Raw genomic sequence first — 19,391 nt, forward strand, 5'->3', positions numbered from 1 at the left:
ATCTGAAGGGGGCCTGCACTTAGTATCAAATCAATCAACCGGACGGAAAATAGCTCTGCGCTAATCCGAAAAACAAAACCAAATTGCGGTGGTGGCCGTACCTTCGCGTCGCCGCCGGTTATCATGAACCGTTGGGCATAACAAGGGAGGGTCCGTTGCGCGCAATTTCTGTCATTCTTGGCTTTGCACTTATATTTAATTACCTCTTCAATCTCCAACACGTGCTTTTGGCACTCAAGCTCTTGCCGGTCGAGTTTTATCAATACCCACAGAGCCGCTTTAGCAAACATGAGCTTATGGTGTACAAGTTAATCCTTGGCTGGGCAATACCTATAGCCATTTCGACAATTTTCGTGCTTAAAGCAAAAATACATAAAAGGCTTACTATTAACTATGGCTACATTCTTTTCTCTATAGCCGTAGCGACTTTTATTCTACGCATGATTATTTTGTACCTTACCACCTTTATTCAGGGTGGTGGCGCTACGTTCGTCACCGCTTACCTTGTTGGTTATTTAGCTTTTCCGCTCAAATTCATGTTGGTTTTTGGCGCTGTAAAACTATTAATAACTCTCAAGCCCTTAGAGCACGCACAAATGCCCAACCCATAAGTCAACCGGACTGATGATACAGGGGCTATTCTCGAAGAAGACTCTACTAAATCATCCCGGCACAACGCAGCCGGTTACCACAACGTTATGCGGTCCGAAGACCAAAATGAATGCTTAGATCAAGTCCTGGTTTTGACACAAGTGACCGTTCCTCCGGAATCGACGTCGGAATCGGCACAAGCCAACGCCGCAACATCGGATAACTTTGCAGATCGCGCACTACAATATAGAAGGATATTTTGAGCGAGGAATGAAGTCGAAACCAGGTAAATACGGTATTGAAAGCTCATTGATACTTAGCTCGTTTTATCCGGGATACTGGAAGACTGTTTCCAACTTACGCGCAGTCATCCATCCTGAAGTTAATCTTGAGGGTTCCGCATTGTGCTTCACCAACTATCCGTTTGAACCTTCAACGGTGTTTCCATCCGGTACTGTCAAAGTTGATCAAATCATTGAAGTCAATTTGGGCTACCCATCTCAAGTCCGACTCAAGGGAGGAGACATCCTATTCGTTTCGGAGCTTGGAAAAGAGGCGCTAGTTACATTCATCAATCAAAACAATGTCAAGATAGAGAACCGTTTATCCGTCTGGAGTTCCTTACTTGATCCATTTCTTGACACTTGGGAGGAGCAAGAGACTATCGATAGGCAATTTTTGTGGTTTGCAAGCCTTGGACTGAACCGTGACGCCGTGGATAAGTGGCGACGCGAAGTCGCTGTCGCGATGGTCGCGTATAACTTTGGAACGAGATTGTGGGAATGGACCATTCTCAATCTGTACGATGTGTTGGTCGCTCAGCGGGCACGTTTGAACCGTAAGGCATTCGCGGACTTTTATTCCCGCGCTATAAGTCTAGCTGCAATGGATCCGTTGTCCTCGGATTATAGCCTGTCAACCGACAATAAGATCGACAGAGCTCTGTTGTCGGTATTGATAGATTGGTATCCACGAGAAAATGATGGAGCCATGAATGATTCTAGCGAACAGTTGGAAATGCGGAATGAACAAATTGAAGGGCTGCGGCAGAAACTGATTGTTGAGCTTACATCCTCCTATTCGGAACCACACCGTTGCTATCACACTCTTGCGCATATCGAAAAGTGTCTACTGGAACTGGGTGAAGTATCGGAATATGCTATACACTTGAACGAAGTACGGTGGGCACTTTTGTTTCACGACGCGATCTATGATCCTCGCAGGCAAGACAATGAAGCTCGTTCGGCTGAATGGGCCTGTAGAGTAATGGAAGAACTCCAAAGACCGGAGGATGAGAAGGCGCGTGTTCGGGGAATGATCCTTGCGACAGCGCACTCAAGCGAACCTCGCACGCCCGATGAGGCCCTGCTAGTTGATATAGATCTCTCAATTCTCGGTGCCGACGAGGCGACATTTGACGAATATGACCATTCGGTCCGAACCGAATATCGATGGGTTCCCGAACATAGTTATCGACAAGTGCGGACGGAAATGCTGGAGTCCTTTGTCAATCGTGATTGTCTATATCACACTGCGCCATATAGGCGACGTTTTGAGGAGTCTGCGCAGATGAATATCGAGCGTGCTTTGCTGCGACTGCGAGTCGGATAAATTCACCTCATACCAGAAGCTCGTATGGACGTATCACAGTGTCGCACAACAAGGCAAATGCAGCGGATCGCTATTGCGCCCGCTAAATTGTGCCGTTCGGGAATATATTGGAATTGAGATGAAAATCCGTCGCGCAAACGTAAGCGATGTTGAGATCCTTGCCAATGTCCACACAGATTCATGGCGGTCGGCCTATCGTGGCTTGGTTCCTGAAACCTACCTAGCCAATCTCGATTGTGACCGCCTAGCTGAATGTTTTCGGAAAAACCTTTCTTCAAATTCTGAAGAGATGTTTCTGGCGGAGCAAGGAACCGGCATAATTGGTTTCCTCGGGATTGGGGGATGTCGCGACCTCGATTGTGGTCAGGGTTTAACTGGCGAAATTTATGGCATTTATCTCCACCCTGGCTACTGGCGAAAAGGCATTGGTCGTTTACTCTGCCAGAAAGGCCTACGCGTTCTCGAGTCACAGGGCTATTCCAGTGTCGTTCTCTGGGTTTTGGAGGGCAATCAACGGGCAAGGGGGTTCTACGAGGCGATGGGGTTTGTGACTGACGGATCAACTAAAATACTGAATCTTGGCTCTCAATTGACAGTAGTCCGTTACCAAAAGCCACTGGGGAGTTCCGAACCAGGGCATTGAGTAGGTCGCGCAAAAAGCCGCGCGCCTGTGATGCCAATTGTTATGATCCCGGAAGGTAACTGTGTTTGAAGCAATAATATTTGATTTTGATGGCACATTAGTAGACTTTGTAGATTCGGACACCAAGAGCCTTAAACACTTGCACTCCCAAATAGAAACTACAGTTTCATTCAAAGACTTTTTTGGCACAGCAGTTGATGAAATAATGAACTTTCATCAGCTTGTTGACCAAGGGGATATAGACCCTCTATTGATGCACAGGTTCCGCCTTGAAAGAACGTTTGGGGTTCACGGAATACAATTAAATGATTCAGCCATTGATATTTACAAAGATGAATTGTTTAGGACTTGTGTGCCATTCGATGGAATAGCTGAAGTTTTATCAAGGCTGAAAGAGCGCTTCAAACTTGGTTTGCTCACGAATGCTTATGATGCACCAGAACAACGGAAACGCATTTCTTCCTCGGGCTTGCATGACTACTTTGATGAGATACTGATCTCTGGAGAGATTGGTGTTTATAAACCTGACCCAAATGTTTTTTTTAGTATATTAAATAGGCTCAATGTTGTGCCTGAAAAGGCAATCTACATTGGTGACTCAATCAAACACGATGTGGGTGGTGCAAACTCAGCAGGCATGAAATCTGTTCTGTTTAGCAAAAAATCTAAAAGAATTAGTAGTGAAGCAGATTATCATGCACACGGAGTGGAAGGTTTAGAAAATTTGGCAAAAAAATTCTGTGGATTAGCCTTAGTAGGATCATAACACCGACATCAACCTGACAGAAAATAGCTGCTAAGCTTCTTGAATACTGTTATTGGTACACGCAAGATAATAGTATTTGGTAGTATTTGGGGTGAGTATTTGAGGTCGGACCAAGTCAACCTACTATCAGCAAATGTTTTCCATTTTGCAGGGGGAAGATTTTGAAGGGGAAAAGTCTTATGTTGTGGTTTGTGGCATGGTTCGGCCTGGCCGGTGTCTGTTCGGCCGGGGGATATACAAGCTATCCTTTGACCGGAGAACTGGTCGCATCGGGCATCACCATTGTCGATATCCGTACTGAACCGGAGTGGCTGGAGACCGGGGTGGTTGCCGGATCGGTACTGCAGACCTTTTACCGGAAGGATCGCAGTTACGATCTCGAAGGCTTTATCGCCGAACTGCGTCGGCATGTTGAACCCGGACAGGAGTTTGCTATTCTTTGCCGCCGAGGGAACCGTTCGGCCAGAGTTTCCGCCATGCTGACCGATCGCGGTTTCGGTTCGGTTATCAATCTTAGTGGCGGAATTCAGGCCGCCCGCAAAAATGGTGTGCATCTGGAACCCTATGCGCCAAGGCGGTAGTGGTATAAAAACACGGACACTCCCGAATGCCCCTAGTTTTTTCTTTTGCACTGTTTTCTAGCCTGCTTTCCTATCAGGGTGCCTCGGCTCTGAGTGCGCGTTTTCGAACAGCCCTTTTCAGCAGGTAATAGCCGCTGAGCGCCGACATCAAAGAGCCTAGCAGGACTCCTAGACGAGCGGCATCCGCCGTTTCCTGACTGCCGTCCAACGCCAGGGTTGCGATAAACAGACTCATGGTAAAGCCGATGCCGCACAATACCGCCATGCCGTGAAATTCGCCCCAGCTGACGCCCTGCGGCAGGCGGGCCATTCTCAGTTTGACGCCGATCCAGGAGAAGACAACGATACCGAACTGTTTGCCGACGAAGAGTCCGGCGGCTATGCCCAGGGGCAGAGGGGAGAAAACATCCGTAAATGATATTCCGGCGAGGGATACGCCGGCATTGGCAAAGGCAAAAATCGGCAGGATGCCGTAGGCAACCCAGGGGTGCAGGGTATGTTCAAGATGGCGCAGCAGAGAATGGCCGTCCTGATCCTTTGTGCGCAAGGGGATGGCGAAGGCCAGAACTACCCCCGCGAGGGTAGCGTGAACTCCGGATTTAAGTACGCAGATCCACAGAAATACCCCGAGAAGGACGTAGGCCGCAATGTGCGTTACGCCGGTACGATTCAGGATAAACAGGCCGGCCACCGCTATCATCGCCAGCACCAGCGATAAGACGGACAGATCGGCGGTATAAAAAAGTGCGATAATGACAATCGCTCCCAGGTCATCCAGAATGGCCAGGGTGAGCAGAAAAAGCTTGAGAGGGCCCGGTACGTTCTTGCCGAGCAGGGCGATCACCCCCAGGGCAAAGGCGATGTCGGTGGCTGCCGGGATGGCCCAGCCCTGCAGGGTGGCGGGCGCGGACCAGTTGATGCCGGTATAGATCAGCGCTGGGACCAACATGCCGCCGACGGCGGCGATTCCGGGCAATGCTATCTGCGGCAGGCTGGACAACTCCCCCTCGAGTATCTCGCGTTTGACCTCAAGTCCGACCAGCAGAAAAAAGATGGCCATCAGGCCGTCGTTGATCCATAGCAGCAGGGGTTTGGCAAGGCTCAACGCTCCGAAATGGATCTCGAACCGGGTTTGCAGAAAACCGTCGTAAAGCCAGGAAAGCGGCGTGTTGGCGCATAGCACGGCCAGCAGCATGGCACCGATCAGCAGCAGGCCACTGGCCGATTCGAGTTTTAAAAAATCACGGATAGTCTGGACAGTCATTTCTTTTACCTCCGAATACATTTTTACATGCCGCAGGTAAAAGAAAAGACCTCTACCCGCAGCATATTGATATGCAGTGGATAAAGGTCTTGCAGATTTCGACTTGGTGTCGTAACCCCGCATCCGGGCGGACGGGCCGCCGTAATGACGAATGTCGGGACGGCGTTTTCTCCCGCCGTTAGCTACTCCCCTTTGTTGGGGCCTAAAATATCCAAAAAACTTACTCGTTGTCAACGATAATCGGTTTCACGGGTGCTATTGAACGGTTGCATAGTCCCGGGAACCGTAGAGTTAAGTGCCTGAAGCGGTGCTGCCCCTGCCTTTGGCATGGCTCAGTGTTTCCGGTAGGTTCCAATAAGTGTCGCCTGCTCGAGGATGTGCCCGGCCATGGCTTTTTCGAGTTGATCCTTGGTCGGGTGTTTCAGGCCGCTAAGAAGGGTATCCAGGGCATAAAGTTTGTGGAAGTAGCGATGCCGACCGATGGGCGGGCAGGGGCCGCCGTAACCGGTTTTGTGCCAGTCGTTCAATCCCTCCGTGGTGCCCTGCGGAAGCTGCTTGACCGCTTCGGGAAGGCCGGTGCTATTCGGCGGAAGATTGAAAAGCACCCAGTGGACCCAGGTCATTTTCGGGGCTTTGGGATCGGGTGCATCGGGGTCGTCGACAATAAGCACAAGGCTTTGGGTCTGCGGCGGTATTCCGGACCAGGCAAGGGGCGGTGAAATATTATCACCCTCGCATGTGTACAGGGCTGGGATCGCGTCGCCTTCGTCAAAGGCTGCCGATGTGATTTGCATGGCCATGATAGTCTCCCTTCCGATAAAGGTTAACAGCAGAGCAAACAGCAGCACCAGGCGAAGCGTTTGGGTGGTCATCTGTTTCCTCCGATTTTTAAACTTTATGGGCAATGATGGAATGCATCCGCAGATAAAATCAGCATAGCCGTTTTGGCGTCGATGGCAAACGGCAGGCACAAGGGATTGCGCAGAATAGCTGAAGATGGAAGCGGATCAATATCATGCTGCAAATCGTTTCTTCGGCTTTGAACCGGGTAGTGCTGTACTTTCCATTCAGGGCTTTTGCGCGATCAGGAAAAACAGGGGAAACGGCTTGTGCTTGCCGTCCTGGGTGGTTTTTTCCACCATCAGCATGCGACAGGTACGCACTTTGGAGAACCCGCAGTCCTCCACCTGTTTCTGCAGTTCGCAGGGGTCAAATCCGCAGTGCACCTCCATATCCTCGCCATGAAAGGAACCGTCTTCGGGTTCCAGATCACCGATACACAGGTATCCCCCCGATGAGAGCAGATCATAAAAGCGGGACAGGATGGGGGGCACCTCCTTGATATGATGCAAGGTCATCAAGGCGTAGGCCAGATCAAAGTTTTTTTCTTCGAGCCTTTCCTGAAACAGGTCTCCCTCGAAAACATGCATATTGCGCACGCCGGTACGGGCGATTTTTTTTCGCAGCACCTTCAGCATCCCTTCCGATGTGTCGACCATGGCTATGGAATGTAGCGCGGGGCAAAGTCGGATGCTTACCTGGCCGGTACCGCAGCCGAAATCGAGGGCCCGGGTCTGGTCCGTCAGGGGGACCTGCTGCCTGATGTGCGCGGCGAATGTCGCAGCCATCTCGGTGATACGGGGATTGTCGTCCCAATCGGCGGCCATATCGTCAAAGAGTTTCTGGTCGGTCATAGATGATCTTTCCTTTCGGGGTGTTTTTCCTGTGCGGAAGGAGCCATTTGTTGCAGGGCTGCGACCCGCTGCACAAGGGGCGGGTGGGAAAAGTGAAACCAGGCGTACAGAGGGTGGGGGTGAAGGGCTGCAAGGTTGTCATGTGCCAGTTTGACCAGGGCCTCCGCCAGATCAAAGGGGCGGCCCGTCAGTGTGCAGGCGAAACGGTCGGCCTGGCGCTCCTGGCGCCGGGATAAGGCATGGCCAAGGGGAGCCAGGGCAAAGCTGACCAGGGAGGCCAGCAGCGCCAGGATCATGGCCTGTGCCGAAAACGATGCCGAGGGTAGGTTCAGCAAGCCCGGCAAACCGTCCCATTGCATAAGGTGCGCGGCCAGATACAACCCCCCAAGCATCAATACCGCATTTGCGCATAGCCTTCGGCTGATATGCCGGTGTTTCCAGTGCCCGATTTCGTGAGCGAGAACTGCCAGGATTTGATTCTCGTCCATGTGTTCGAGGAGGGTGTCGAAAAGCACGATGCGTTTTTGACGTCCCAAGCCCGTGAAATAGGCGTTGCCGTGGCGGCTGCGACGGGAAGCATCGACCTGAAAGATACGACCGGCATGGAGTCCGGCTTTTTCCGCCAGGCATCTGATGTTTTGCTCCAGGCCCTCTTTTTCGATCGGGGTGAATTTAAAAAATAGAGGTTCGATGAGGTAGGGGGAAATAACCATCACCATCAGACCGAAAAAGAAAATAAATGCCCAGACCCAGATCCACCAATGCAGGGGACTGGTCTGTACCAGCCACAGGACTCCTGTCAGCAGCATGCCATACAGGAGCACTGAAAGAACGAGCCCTTTGCCGGCATCGATCAGCCACAGGCGCAGCGGCATGGTGTTGAAACCGAAATGCGCTTCGATGCGAAAATTTCTGTACCAGGAGAAGGGCAGATCAAGCAGCATTTGTACGATCAACAGACCGAGGAAAAACAACACGCCCTGGCCGATAAAGGTTTCTGAGATTTCGCTGGTCCAGGCATCGTAACGAGGCAGCCAACCTCCGAACATGAAGGCGGCGAAGAGGGCAGCGGATAGACCTGTTTCGATAAGGGCGGCTTGTTTTTTGCGGGTCTCGTAGGCGAGGGCGCGATGCACCGTGGACGGATCGTAATGGCGCGCGAAGATGGCCGGTATATGGTGGGCATGACGGTGCTGGTAACGTATATTGAACCATTCGAGGATTTGCTCGCAGATAAAGACGAACAGATAGACGCTCAATAGGGCGGTTTTCATGGGAAACTCCTGCTGTGCATGGATTTTCTTTCGCGCGCCTGTTAAGTGCGCGTGCCGTTGTTACCGGGGGCGTTTGCGCTTTTACCCCCATCTCCTTTATGTTATGAATATCGGTCGAACCTTGATTCGGAACAAGGTTCTGCTGTTATGTGCCGGTTATCCTATGTGAAATACTCACACAGCATGCCGGTTGGGAGGAAGAGACGACGATGAAGTGTACCAGACCTGCAGAGGCTCCTGCCAGTCCGGAGTCGGCTGCGCTCAAAGCATACCCCAGCAAACTTTTTGTTGAAAGCACCACTTTTTGCAATCTGCGTTGCCCCATGTGCGTTAAGCAGGCCGCGGACAGTCAGGTTATCGATGCCGATATGTCCCAACAGACCTTCGCCGCGTTGGAACCGGTGTTTCCCTATCTGGAATCGCTGGTGCTCAACGGCATCGGCGAACCGCTGATGCATCCCCATATCCTCGAATGGATACGACGGGCCCGGCAAAAGATGCCCGATGACGCCTGGGTCGGTTTTCAGTCCAACGGCCTGTTGCTCGATCGCAACCGGGCGCGGGATCTGGTGGAGGCCGGCCTCGATCGTATCTGCCTGTCGGTAGACGGCGTCAAGCCCGAGACCTTCAGCAAGGTGCGCGAGGGGGAGGATCTCAGCGATATGGACCGGGCCTTCAGGATGCTGAACGAAGCCCGCGGCAGACGACCGGGGAGCCGTCTCAAAGTCGGGGCCGAGTTCGTCACCATGCGCGAAAACTTTCGCCAATTGCCCGATACCGTACGCTGGGTGGCGCAGCGCGGTGCCGATTTTATCCTTATCAGTCAGGCGCTTCCTTATGACATCTCCGGGATTTCCCAGGTAGCTTATGACAATGCCAGCGATGCGGCGGTTGCCATCTACGACAGATGGAGACGGCAGATGCTCGACCAGGGCCTTGACATCAAGATTTATGATTACATGGCCTGGGAAAAGGAACGGGTCATACCCGGCGCCGTCAATGAGCAGATACGCAAGGTAAACCAAATGGTCAACCGCATGCGGGGCGAGGCGCGCAAGCGTGACATCTTTATGGATGTCATGCAATTGCTGCGGCGGGACGATGCCATGATTGCCGAAGTGCAGGATGTCTTTGCCGAGGCACAGAGGGTTGCGGATGAATTGGGCGTCGAGATCAAACTGCCGGCCGTCACCCCCCAATATGAACGCGAATGCCCGTTTATCACCAAAGGCTCGGCCTTTATCTCATGGAATGGCGATGTCCATCCCTGTTACTACCTCTGGCATCATTATCGTTGTTATGTCAATGATTGGGATCGTCTGGTCAAACCCAAGGTTTTCGGCAATGTCAACCGGCAACCGCTGCTCGATATATGGCGAGGTGAAGGCTTCCGTACTTTCCGCGAACACGTGGTCGAATTCGATTACCCGTATTGTTCCAATTGCGGTGTGGCTCCCTGCGACCTTGTGCAGGAAGAAGACTTCGAACAGGACTGTTTTACCAACCCGGAGCCTTGCGGTGCCTGCCAGTGGGCGATGGGTTTGCTGCAATGCCTGCAGGATTAAGTCGCTAAAAACAAAGAGAAAAACAAAAGCGCCCGATCGTAAAGATCGGGCGCTTTTGTTTGGTCAGACAATCGGTTCGTTGCGGGTTACCACATGAAGAAAGTACCCAGGGCAATGATATCGACTTCCTGCTTGCCGTCATTGAACCACTCGAGTTTGGCGCGGTTGTATTCAAGCACCAGCTTGAGGTGGGGGTTGATGTCGTGGAACAGGCCGACGGTGATGACATCCTGCTGTTTCAGTTCGCCGTTACCGGTGGCGGCGCGGACTTCTTTTTCGGCGGAGGTTTCATCCATGCGGTTGGCGCCGTAACAGATACCGAGTTTGGTTTTGCCGAAGCGGTTGTCCCAGGTGTAGGTACCTTGCAGCAAGTAGCCCATGGTTTCACGTTCTTCACCGGTGTAGTCAAGCGAATCGTAATCGAGCATCAGCGTGGAGCCCAGGGCTTCACCGGTAAACGCCGAAGCCACCAGTTCGTAGCGTTTGTAGCCGAGCTGAACGCCGCCGGCGACACCCCAGGCAGTAACTTCGTCGTCATCGTAGAGGCTGTCATCGACGAATTTCGCCGTCTGGTACAGACCGCTGACCCAGGTTTTGAAGCTGCCGTCGCCATCGGCGTAGATACCGGCATAGGACAATTCGCCTTCCCATCGAGGGGTGTTGGTTTCCGTAGCTTCAGGGGTGATGACGGTGGACCCGTCCGGTCCGACGCCCGAGCCTATGATCTGGCTGGGGTCATGGATGGCAACGGCCAGTTTGAAGCCGTGAAAATCGGGGGTGGTATAGCGCACCTGGGCATTGAACTGGGGATAGATGTAACCGTAGCCGATGTTGCCCAGAGTGGCACCCCCGCCGGATACGGCACCCTCGATGGCGAAGCCGTAAACGGACATGCCGGTCAGGCAGTTCTGGCCCTGAAACAGGCTGAAGGCTTTACCGACCAGGAACTGGCCGAAGTTCCCGTCGACGGTGAAGAAGATTTCACGCAGGTCGATCTGGCCGCTGAAGCTGTTTTTGGTGTTTGCGTTCTGGGGATTCGGATAAAAACCGACCCGGGCCGCCATGTCGAGACCGCCCATGGTCGGAGCTTTGATGTTGAATGCCAGCACGCCGGGGAGAAAGCCGCTGCGGGTTCGGAAAGACTCTTCTCCGTCGGACAGGGTATTGAAAGCACTGTGAACGTTGTCGGGACGCGCATCGGCGGTAGCGTAACGCAGAAACAGGTTGACGTTACCGTCGGTGCTGAAGGACCAGCCGTCCTCGCCGCCTACGACAAAAGCTGCCTGGGCGGGACAGACGGAAAAAAGAGTAGCGACAACGGCAAGTCCGCATAAAAGTCGTTTGATGACTGGCATATTCCTTGTACCTCCTAGATACAATAAATGGATAATTGCGAGAGTGGATTTTCATTGCAAAGCGCCCTCAAATGGGCGCAATGGCGATATCAACCGCCGATAGATATATTTAGCCCCCTGTCCTTGAAAGGCTGAATCCGGGATTCGACGTCTTCAAGGGTGAGTGCGGGCACGCCCGTCAGGGAATAGTCTTGACCGAGTTGTCCCCATTTCATTTCTCCCAGACGGTGATAGGGCAATATGTCAAGGGATTGCACATTGCTCAGTTGTTCGACGAATTCGGCGGTCGCTGCGAGGTTGCGATCAGAATCGTTGAAGCCGGGGATCAGTGGTAGACGGATTTTAATCGGAATGCCAAGCCTGGAGATGTTGCGAATATTTTCGAGGATGACCTTGTTGGAAACCCCTGTAAGCCGTTTGTGCTCGGCGTCGTCCATGTGTTTTATGTCGGTCAGTACCAGATCGACATTTTCCAGAATGGAAGCGAAGGTTTCCCATGCTACGAATGAACTGGTTTCGATGGCGGTGTGAATGCCTCTGGCCTGAATGGCTTGCAAGGCGGCCTTGAGGAACTCGGGCTGTGCTGTCGGTTCACCGCCTGAAAAGGTAACGCCACCGTTGCTTTGCTCGTAGAATTTCCGGTCGCGTTCGATCATGGTCACCAACTCCGGTACCGACAGGTAGCGGCCAATGATATTGATTGCTCCGGCATAGCAGAATTTAGCGCATTGCCCGCACAGAGTGCAGCGGTCCCTGTCGATGATCAGCCCTTTGGCCCCGGTTTCGTCTTTGCGGATGGCTCCGGCCTTGCAGACTTCCAGACATTTGCCGCAGCCGATACAGTTGTTGCTGACGAAGGTTATTTCCGGTTTGCCGGCGAGGGATTCCGGATTGGAGCACCATGGGCACACAAGGGGGCAGCCTTTGAGGAAAACCAGGGTGCGAATGCCGCCGCCGTCATGGATGGCGAACTTCTGTATATCGAAAACCAGCCCTTTGAGGCCTTCACCGCGATCGCCGATATGGTCAAAATCGAGGACCTTTTGTCTCCAGTTCATGGTCATTCTCCAGGTTTTACGGTGTACTCATTTCCCGGGCGGGGCCGGATCCGGAAGATCCGGCCCCTGGTTTCGCATCAGGTCGGATAACTTAAAAGACCTGCTCGGTACGGGAAATGATGTCGTCCTGCAGCGATTTGTCCAGCGCGGTGAAGAATGCGCTGTAACCGGCGACACGTACTACCAGCCCTTTGAAATCTTCGGGTTTTTTCTGGGCGTCGAGCAGCGTGTTGCGGTCGATGACGTTGTACTGCACGTGGAACCCGCCGTTTTTGAAGTAGGTTTCGGTCACTGCGATAAGGTTGCGCAGGCCTTCCTCACCCTTGACGGCATTGGGGTGGAACTTCTGATTGAGCAGGGTGCCGTTGGAGGTGACTTCATGGTCCAGTTTGGCGACCGAGTTGACCGTAGCGGTCGGGCCGGAGATGTCCGCACCGCCGATGGGGGACACGCCGTCAGCCAGGGGGGTGCCTTTTTTACGGCCGTCCGGAGTCGCTTCAACAACGCCGCCGAAAGGCACGTTGGCGGATGCCGGGTAGAGGCCGGGCTGGAACTGGCCGCCGCGGGGGTTGCGGTATTTGTTGACTTCGGCGCAGTAGATATTGGCCGATTCGACGGCGATTTCATCGGCATAGTCATCGTCGTTGCCGTACTTGGGCGCGCGGTTGATGACCATCTGGCGGATTTCCTCGGCACCTGCGAAGTCCTTGTCGAGAACTTCCTTGAGCTCCGGCAGGCTGATGACTTTGTCATCGAAGCACAGCTTTTTGATGGCGGTCAGGGAGTCGCCGGCATTGGCCACGCCCACGCCCTGCGGGCCGCTGAAGTTGTAGATGGCGCCGCCTTCCTGCAACGACTTGCCGCGGCCGATGCAGTCTTCGACCAGGCTGGAGAGGAAGGGCAGGGGGACATTCTGGCCGTGGGCCAGATCGACCATGTTGTCGGCATGACACATCAGGCCGACGAAATATTCCATCTGCTTGGCATAGGCGGCCATGACGTCGTCAAAACTCTTCATTTCGGTGACGTCGCCGGTTTTGGGACCGACCTGCATTTCGGTACGTTTGTCGTAACCGTTGTTAAGGGTCAGCTCAACGACTTTGGCCATGTTGAAGAAAGCGGCATCGTGCCAGCCTTCGGTTTTGCCGCCCACCTGCGGCTCGACGCAGCCGATGATGCCGTAGTCACGGGCGTCTTCCAGGGTCAGGCCGCGGGACAGCAGGGCCGGAATGATGGTGCGGTCGTTGAAGTAAGCCGGTACGCCCAGACCCATGCGGCTGACTTCGGCGGCTTTCATGTACAGCACGTCCGGAGTTCCTTCATGGACACGGATGGACAGGGAAGGCGCGTAGAGCTTGGTATTGGCAGCGCACTGCAGGAGCATCAGAGACAGCTCGTTGGTCGCATCCTTGCCTTCGCGATCCACGCCGCCGACGATGATGTTCATGAACATCGGATAGCCGGCGAAAGCCATGGTGGAGTTTTCGTCGCGTACTTTGTTGAGGCCGTTGAATTTAAGCCATAAAAGGTCAAGCATTTCCTGAGCTTTTTCGTCCGACAAGGAGTTTTTGCTGGCCGCGTAGAAGGGGTAACAATACTGGTCGAAGCGCATGGGCGAGATGGAGTGCCCGTTGGATTCGATCTGGATGACCAGGTGGATGAACCAGAAAGCCTGCACTGCTTCCTGGAAGGTTTCAGCAGGCTCGGCCGGTACCTTACGGCAGATACGGGCGATCTCGAGCAGTTCGGCTTTGCGGGCGGCGTTTTTCTCCGCTGCGGCGAGGCTCTCGGCTTCGTCGGCAAAGCGATTGGCAAAGGCGATCACGGCCTTGTTGGCGATGATGGTCGATTCAAGGAAGTGCAGCGATTTCATCTGGTGAGCGTCGGCGAAGTCGAACTTTTCCTTGGCGGCTTCGGCTTTGGCGATGACGCTGTTGAGACCCTGGTTCATGACCTTGCCGTAGTTGGCCGAAATGTGGCCGACGCCATTGAAGTAGTAGTTACCGACGGTGTAGACAACCGCATTGCCGGCGTCGATGGCTTCCTGCTTCATCAGCGCGGTAGCGATCTCGTGGTTGGTTTTGCCTTTCCAGTAGGGGAAGACATCTTCGCGAAGGGTTTTCTTGACGTCTTCGCTGATCAGGAAAACATCGGCGCTGCGCTTGGCCAGGCGGTCGAGTTCATCTTCCACCCATTCGCAGGAGAATTCGGGATAGATCGGAGCGGAGCGGGGCATGCTGCACTGGTTGCCGACGATCAGTTCGTCGTCGTCGATGTAGACCGACATTTCCAGGAGGATCTTTTCCAGCGCCTTGGCGCGGCGGATGCTCATGGGCTGACCTTCGGTCTCCTTGTAGGATTCGGTGATCAGCTTGGCCCTTTCGGCGCAGATTTCCGGAGTCGTGGCCAGGAACCGGGCTTTGATTTTTTCGACGCGTTCGGTCGGACCTTGAGATGCGACAGCGGGGTTAACTTTTACTTGGATAGACATGTTTTCTCCTTTTGACGGGTTTTGAGATGTCTGTTTTATTCAGCAGATAAGCATGCCCTGCCGAATGCTATTTAATTGCTGCCAAAAGCGGATGTTTATTCCGGCGGGAATTCCCGCCGGATATTACATGTGCTATTTTATGAAGCCGTGTGCCAGGTTCAGGATCAAGGTACCGACGGCGATGGCACCGGCCGGCGGATCGATATGCGTTGAGCCGTGGTTCCACATGGCTCGAGCTACCAATTCCTGCAGCAGTCCCGCCAGTACGCCGACGATGGCGGCCAGGACCAGGGAGTTGAAGAGCAGGAAGGCCAGGGCGCTGAGGATAGCCTGGCAGTGCCAGACCGGGAATTTCTGGACTTCGCCGGTACCCAGTTCCAGCCCGAACAGGCTGATCGCGGCGATGCCCCAGGCAAAGATCAAGGGAACAACAAAGGCGCCGGTGGCCGAGACGGTACCCTGAACCACCATGGGGTCGAGGACATTTTTGGTTCCCATGGCCATGGCTGCCGACAGCAGGCCAACGCCGAAGCTGAAGACCATCAGGCGGGCAGGTTGCGCCATCCAGGGAACCCACGACAGGGCGCCATCGTTGGTGCTCAATAAGCCATGTTCGCGTATCGATGCGCCATTGCCCCAGGGCAATTCCTTGAGGAACAGCAACCGTGCCACACATGCCGTGATGACAACACTCAGGGCGATGCAATCCGCCGAGTTGACAAATGGGATTTTGACCAGCAGTTGCAGCAGTACATGACCGAATACCGCAAAAACACCGCCGACCAGCAGGACATCCCAGGAGGTGCCCATAAGTGGTGAGAGGATGTCCTTGCCGCTGCCGCTCGCGAGGTTCTTCTTGATGCCTGCGGCGTAAGCAACCGCCGCCACGCCTGCAGCAAAACCTCCGGTGTGGGGGGCGAAAATGGGTCCCAGGCCGACCTGCATGAGAAGGAATTCGGAACCGCCGTTAAGGATGACGAAACAACCGGCCAGAACGATAAGGCCGCAAATGCCGAAAGAGAACAGTCCGCCGAGGGCCGCACCGACGATACCACCACCAAAGCAAAGTAAAAGCGTGTCTACAGACCATGGAGCCATTGTTTTTACCTTTCCTGGATGCACATTGAATAAAAGTGATTGTAAGGGTTGAACGATTTGCGAACGGTTGACGTACGTCCTTTTTTGTAATGTTCCTTGTTTCGGGTCGTTGTGTTGCGCGCAGGTATATTTTTAGGTCAGTAGGCGTTCAATAACAATCGCTACAAAAAGCCAAAACCGTCCCCCACTATAGTGATTCTGAATCTCACCCCCCTGCCGAACGCCACAAAAATGCATCATTTGTCCCCCGAAGTAGTGATTTAAGGTGTCACCCTTTGCCGTAAACGCAATTTCCCTTTGGGGCAAATCGGTGCTCGTGTTATTAATTAAGGAGAAAAATACTCTTACTGGAGATGTTTACGGAGTGGGCGAAACAGCCCGATGAACTCATTGATGATCGAAGGAGAGGGTGTGGCCAGTCAGCAGATAAAAATCCTTGATCTGATAGAAAAAGATGTTCTCGAGGAAATAGTACGGGACTTTACCAAGGCAACACGCGTCGCCTCGGTTCTGGTCGACCTGGACGGACAGCCGATCACCAGGGAACATAATTTCTCCCGAGTATGTAAAGAATATTGTCGTTCGACACCCATAGGCCGGGCAAAGTGCTATGCCAGCGACCGGTTCGGTGGCGAAGAGAGCAAGAAGATAGGAAAACCCTTCATTTATAAATGCCTGAATGCCGGGCTTATGGACAGCGCAACGCCGATTATCGTCGAAGGCTATCATGTCGCGACGCTGGTCATGGGGCAGGTGCTGACCAAGCCCATCGCCGTGGACAAAGCCGTCGATGCGGCCAGGAGGATCGGCATTGAGGATGTAGCCGGATATCTCAAGGCCTTGCATGAAGTGCCCGTGATGAGTTACGAGCGGTTGCAGTCCGCCGTAAATTTGATGTGTACCATCGCCAAAACCATCAGTTCGCTGGCGATCCAGAAATACCTGTCCAAGAAGGCCTACCAAAAAAATCTGCATAACATCATCAACAGCGTTTCGGAGGCGATTATCTCCACCGATCTTGACGGCACCGTGACGTTGATCAACAAAGCCGCCATAAAAATGTTCGGACGTGAGTCCTCATCCATTGTCGGTCAGCCGATTTTTGAATTCTTCGCCCGCCCCGAGGATTTTCGCGAACATCTGACCTGTAAGAAGCAACACGCCGCTTCTGAAATGCCTCCGGTATTTGAAGTTTTCCGGCCCAATGGCCAGATATTCTATGCCCAGGCTTCATTCCGGGAGATCTTTCTCAGTAAACGGGAAGCTATGGGGTATGTCACTGTGCTGCGCGACGTTACCCAGGAAAAAAAGGTCGAAAAAATGAAGGAGGACCTGATCGGCATGCTCACCCACGACATGGGCAATCCGATTCTGTCCACTCAGAGGGTGCTGGAATTGATGCTGGACGGCCATCTCGGTTCCCTGAACCATCGAGGCGACGAGATGGTGGCTCTGGCGCTGAATTCGACGCACAAACTCTCGGGGATGGTTTCGAATTTTCTCGATATTTTTCTGGACGAATGCACGGGTCTGAATCTGTGTCAGATGCCTGGGGACATGGATGCCACTCTGGTCGAAAGTATTCAACATGTCGGTTTCTCCGCCGATGACAAGAAAATACGCATACGCTTTCAACCCGGCAGGGCCGGTGTGCGGATGTTGGCGGACTGGAGCCGTTTGCAGCGCACCTGCGTGAACTTGCTGGAAAATGCCGTTCGTTTCAGTCCGTTAGGCGGTGAAATCGTTGTCAAGGCGGAGCAACTTTCCAGCGATGAGCAGGGGGATTATATCCTGGTGACCATCGATGATCAGGGCAAGGGGATCGATAAGGAGAAGCAGGCGCTTATTTTCGAAAAGTTTTATACCACCAGCATCCGCAACAGAGATGAACGTCGCGGAGTGGGGCTGGGGTTAACTTTCAGCAAGATGGTTGTCGAGGCTCATGGCGGCAGGATTTGGGTGGAGTCGCCTTATGTCAATGATGAAGGTGAAGAGGTTACGGGGGGGCGTTTCCGCTTTCGTATTCCTGTTTCAACCGGGCAGCAGTACATCGTTCCGAGGGGGGATGAGCATGAGTGAGGCACAATCGATTACTGTTTTTATTGCCGATGACCATCCTATTTTGAGGATCGGTCTGAGCATGTATCTTGAATCGAAGCAGAACATCAAAATCATAGGCGAAGCCGACAACGGGTTTGATGCGGTCAATGCCATCAATCAAAATCCGCCGGATGTCGTACTTATGGATGTCGATATGCCGGGACTGTCAGGTATTGAAGCTATCCGCGTGTTGCGTAAAACCCTGCCGGACATGAGAATCATCGTTTTGTCCACCTATACCAAAAAGGAATATATTCAGGAGGCCATGATGGAAGGGGCCAACGGGTATGTGGCCAAAAATACCAAGATCGATGAACTGATCAAGATTATCGAAGATTTTGCCGCAGGTCGGGAAAGCCATTCCCCCTATCTGTTGAACCTCGCGGTGAAATGGCGTCAACGGCAGGATGACGGCGGGGCGGAGCACAATCTGACCAAAACCGAAATCAAGGTGCTGAAACATATTGCCGAGGGAAAAACCAACAACGAAATTGCCCAGATTCAATTCGTCAGTATCGAAACGATCAAAACCCATGTACAAAGGATTTTTAAAAAGCTTGAAGTCGGTAATCGCATGGAGGCTGTGGCGGTTGCCCGTAAGAAAAATATCATTTAAAGGCTTGTATCGGAACCGTCGTCACCTGATGCTGGGCTTGTAGTGTTGCTGCCAGGGGTAGGCGGTGCGATTGCATCCTAAAAACCCTAAAGTGTTGGGTGTTGGGTTTCGAACGCATTTTCATTGCTGGATGAACTGTCTTGCATGTGGTAAAAATCATATTATTCATGTAGTTACGTTATAATAGGTGAAGTTAAATATCGTAATCTGTGGGAGTAAAAATGCTCCGTAATTTCGCGTAATCCGATTATTGCCGCCCCATTCACTCCTGTCTGATATTTTCCCCTGATCATATCTCTTCCCGCTACACAAATAGCACTTTTCTGTGCTTTTCCTTTGTTTCAACATCGTCTGTGCCATTTTGAATATTTTTTGATTTTCGCTATTTTGTGGCCATGTACATTTGGGGGATGTCGGTGGCAAGGCTCCGTGTAGCATAAATATGTATCCTTTTATCCGATTATGATCCGTCGGTTTAATACGTATTTTACGGTTGAATTTATTGTCGTTTACTTTTGATTATGATTATTTACAAAATCTGTTAGTTTTTGATGTCTTGTAGTTCGACCAATCATAATAGCGGCTATAAATATAATTTACAGTTTTTGTTATTTTAATTATTGTTCTTGATTCAAAAATACGCCGATAATTTTACTAAAAATTTGTGCGGATTGCATCCGTGAT

At 52.6% G+C, this 19,391-nt stretch carries 16 protein-coding genes; 8 read left to right on the plus strand and 8 right to left on the minus strand.

Going from position 1 to position 19,391, the window contains the following annotated elements; all coding sequences use genetic code 11:
* Positions 1 to 155 precede the first annotated feature (155 nt).
* The 5 genes from PCAR_RS07805 (at position 156) to PCAR_RS07825 (ending at position 4,192) form a co-directional block, all read left to right on the plus strand.
* Complete coding sequence (locus PCAR_RS07805) at positions 156 to 611, plus strand: hypothetical protein (protein WP_011341113.1); 456 nt, start codon at positions 156 to 158, stop codon at positions 609 to 611.
* A 250-nt stretch (positions 612 to 861) separates the two neighbouring features.
* The gene (locus tag PCAR_RS17790; RefSeq protein WP_011341114.1) at positions 862 to 2,202 is read left to right on the plus strand and encodes an HD domain-containing protein; all 1,341 of its coding nucleotides are present in this window, start codon (positions 862 to 864) and stop codon (positions 2,200 to 2,202) included.
* A 118-nt stretch (positions 2,203 to 2,320) separates the two neighbouring features.
* A complete protein-coding gene (locus PCAR_RS07815; RefSeq protein WP_011341115.1) occupies positions 2,321 to 2,845 on the plus strand; it encodes a GNAT family N-acetyltransferase in 525 nt (174 codons plus the stop codon).
* Positions 2,846 to 2,906: 61 nt separating this feature from the next.
* Positions 2,907 to 3,611, plus strand: coding sequence for an HAD family hydrolase (locus PCAR_RS07820; RefSeq protein ID WP_011341116.1), 705 nt, complete (start codon positions 2,907 to 2,909; stop codon positions 3,609 to 3,611).
* A gap of 179 nt (positions 3,612 to 3,790) precedes the next feature.
* Complete coding sequence (locus PCAR_RS07825) at positions 3,791 to 4,192, plus strand: rhodanese-like domain-containing protein (RefSeq protein ID WP_011341117.1); 402 nt, start codon at positions 3,791 to 3,793, stop codon at positions 4,190 to 4,192.
* A 73-nt stretch (positions 4,193 to 4,265) separates the two neighbouring features.
* Here PCAR_RS07825 and nhaA read toward each other — a convergent pair whose 3' ends face one another.
* The 4 genes from nhaA to PCAR_RS07845 form a co-directional block, all read right to left on the minus strand.
* Positions 4,266 to 5,456 carry a Na+/H+ antiporter NhaA gene (nhaA, locus tag PCAR_RS07830; protein ID WP_011341118.1) on the minus strand — a complete coding sequence of 397 codons (1,191 nt, stop codon included), beginning with the start codon at positions 5,454 to 5,456 and terminating at the stop codon, positions 4,266 to 4,268.
* A 332-nt stretch (positions 5,457 to 5,788) separates the two neighbouring features.
* Positions 5,789 to 6,256 carry a YbhB/YbcL family Raf kinase inhibitor-like protein gene (locus PCAR_RS07835; protein ID WP_041531694.1) on the minus strand — a complete coding sequence of 156 codons (468 nt, stop codon included), beginning with the start codon at positions 6,254 to 6,256 and terminating at the stop codon, positions 5,789 to 5,791.
* Between the two features lie 267 nt (positions 6,257 to 6,523).
* Positions 6,524 to 7,150: a class I SAM-dependent DNA methyltransferase gene (locus PCAR_RS07840; RefSeq protein ID WP_011341120.1), complete on the minus strand. Its 627-nt coding sequence runs from the start codon at positions 7,148 to 7,150 to the stop codon at positions 6,524 to 6,526.
* Complete coding sequence (locus PCAR_RS07845; RefSeq protein ID WP_011341121.1) at positions 7,147 to 8,424, minus strand: M48 family metallopeptidase; 1,278 nt, start codon at positions 8,422 to 8,424, stop codon at positions 7,147 to 7,149. The genes PCAR_RS07840 and PCAR_RS07845 overlap by 4 nt, the downstream gene beginning before the upstream one ends.
* Before the next feature lie 209 nt (positions 8,425 to 8,633).
* On the opposite strand from PCAR_RS07845, the gene PCAR_RS07850 reads away from it, so the two are divergent.
* Complete coding sequence (locus PCAR_RS07850; protein ID WP_011341122.1) at positions 8,634 to 9,989, plus strand: radical SAM/SPASM family putative metalloenzyme maturase; 1,356 nt, start codon at positions 8,634 to 8,636, stop codon at positions 9,987 to 9,989.
* Between the two features lie 86 nt (positions 9,990 to 10,075).
* Here PCAR_RS07850 and PCAR_RS07855 read toward each other — a convergent pair whose 3' ends face one another.
* The 4 genes from PCAR_RS07855 to PCAR_RS07870 form a co-directional block, all read right to left on the minus strand.
* The gene (locus PCAR_RS07855; protein WP_011341123.1) at positions 10,076 to 11,344 is read right to left on the minus strand and encodes a histidine kinase; all 1,269 of its coding nucleotides are present in this window, start codon (positions 11,342 to 11,344) and stop codon (positions 10,076 to 10,078) included.
* Positions 11,345 to 11,433: 89 nt separating this feature from the next.
* A complete protein-coding gene (locus PCAR_RS07860; protein WP_011341124.1) occupies positions 11,434 to 12,402 on the minus strand; it encodes a glycyl-radical enzyme activating protein in 969 nt (322 codons plus the stop codon).
* A 91-nt stretch (positions 12,403 to 12,493) separates the two neighbouring features.
* On the minus strand, positions 12,494 to 14,893 hold the full coding sequence (locus PCAR_RS07865) for a glycyl radical protein (protein ID WP_011341125.1): 2,400 nt from the start codon (positions 14,891 to 14,893) through the stop codon (positions 12,494 to 12,496).
* Positions 14,894 to 15,025: 132 nt separating this feature from the next.
* Positions 15,026 to 15,991 (minus strand): hypothetical protein, encoded by a 966-nt coding sequence (locus PCAR_RS07870; RefSeq protein ID WP_011341126.1) that lies wholly within the window; start codon positions 15,989 to 15,991, stop codon positions 15,026 to 15,028.
* A 381-nt stretch (positions 15,992 to 16,372) separates the two neighbouring features.
* On the opposite strand from PCAR_RS07870, the gene PCAR_RS07875 reads away from it, so the two are divergent.
* Positions 16,373 to 18,070 (plus strand): PocR ligand-binding domain-containing protein, encoded by a 1,698-nt coding sequence (locus tag PCAR_RS07875; RefSeq protein ID WP_011341127.1) that lies wholly within the window; start codon positions 16,373 to 16,375, stop codon positions 18,068 to 18,070.
* Entirely contained in the window at positions 18,063 to 18,707 is a 645-nt protein-coding gene (locus PCAR_RS07880; protein WP_011341128.1) for a response regulator transcription factor, read from the plus strand. The genes PCAR_RS07875 and PCAR_RS07880 overlap by 8 nt, the downstream gene beginning before the upstream one ends.
* Positions 18,708 to 19,391 lie beyond the last annotated feature (684 nt).

The organism is Syntrophotalea carbinolica DSM 2380, from assembly GCF_000012885.1.
In the GTDB taxonomy this organism is placed as follows: Bacteria; Desulfobacterota; Desulfuromonadia; order Desulfuromonadales; family Syntrophotaleaceae; genus Syntrophotalea; species Syntrophotalea carbinolica.

Coding starts and splice junctions, on each gene's coding strand:
- PCAR_RS17790 (WP_011341114.1), top strand. CDS start 862: ATGAAGTCGAAACCAGGTAAATACGGTATTGAAAGCTCATTGATACTT.
- PCAR_RS07815 (WP_011341115.1), top strand. CDS start 2,321: ATGAAAATCCGTCGCGCAAACGTAAGCGATGTTGAGATCCTTGCCAAT.
- PCAR_RS07825 (WP_011341117.1), top strand. CDS start 3,791: ATGTTGTGGTTTGTGGCATGGTTCGGCCTGGCCGGTGTCTGTTCGGCC.
- nhaA (WP_011341118.1), bottom strand. CDS start 5,456: ATGACTGTCCAGACTATCCGTGATTTTTTAAAACTCGAATCGGCCAGT.
- PCAR_RS07835 (WP_041531694.1), bottom strand. CDS start 6,256: ATGGCCATGCAAATCACATCGGCAGCCTTTGACGAAGGCGACGCGATC.
- PCAR_RS07840 (WP_011341120.1), bottom strand. CDS start 7,150: ATGACCGACCAGAAACTCTTTGACGATATGGCCGCCGATTGGGACGAC.
- PCAR_RS07845 (WP_011341121.1), bottom strand. CDS start 8,424: ATGAAAACCGCCCTATTGAGCGTCTATCTGTTCGTCTTTATCTGCGAG.
- PCAR_RS07850 (WP_011341122.1), top strand. CDS start 8,634: ATGAAGTGTACCAGACCTGCAGAGGCTCCTGCCAGTCCGGAGTCGGCT.
- PCAR_RS07855 (WP_011341123.1), bottom strand. CDS start 11,344: ATGCCAGTCATCAAACGACTTTTATGCGGACTTGCCGTTGTCGCTACT.
- PCAR_RS07860 (WP_011341124.1), bottom strand. CDS start 12,402: ATGAACTGGAGACAAAAGGTCCTCGATTTTGACCATATCGGCGATCGC.
- PCAR_RS07865 (WP_011341125.1), bottom strand. CDS start 14,893: ATGTCTATCCAAGTAAAAGTTAACCCCGCTGTCGCATCTCAAGGTCCG.
- PCAR_RS07870 (WP_011341126.1), bottom strand. CDS start 15,991: ATGGCTCCATGGTCTGTAGACACGCTTTTACTTTGCTTTGGTGGTGGT.
- PCAR_RS07875 (WP_011341127.1), top strand. CDS start 16,373: ATGAACTCATTGATGATCGAAGGAGAGGGTGTGGCCAGTCAGCAGATA.
- PCAR_RS07880 (WP_011341128.1), top strand. CDS start 18,063: ATGAGTGAGGCACAATCGATTACTGTTTTTATTGCCGATGACCATCCT.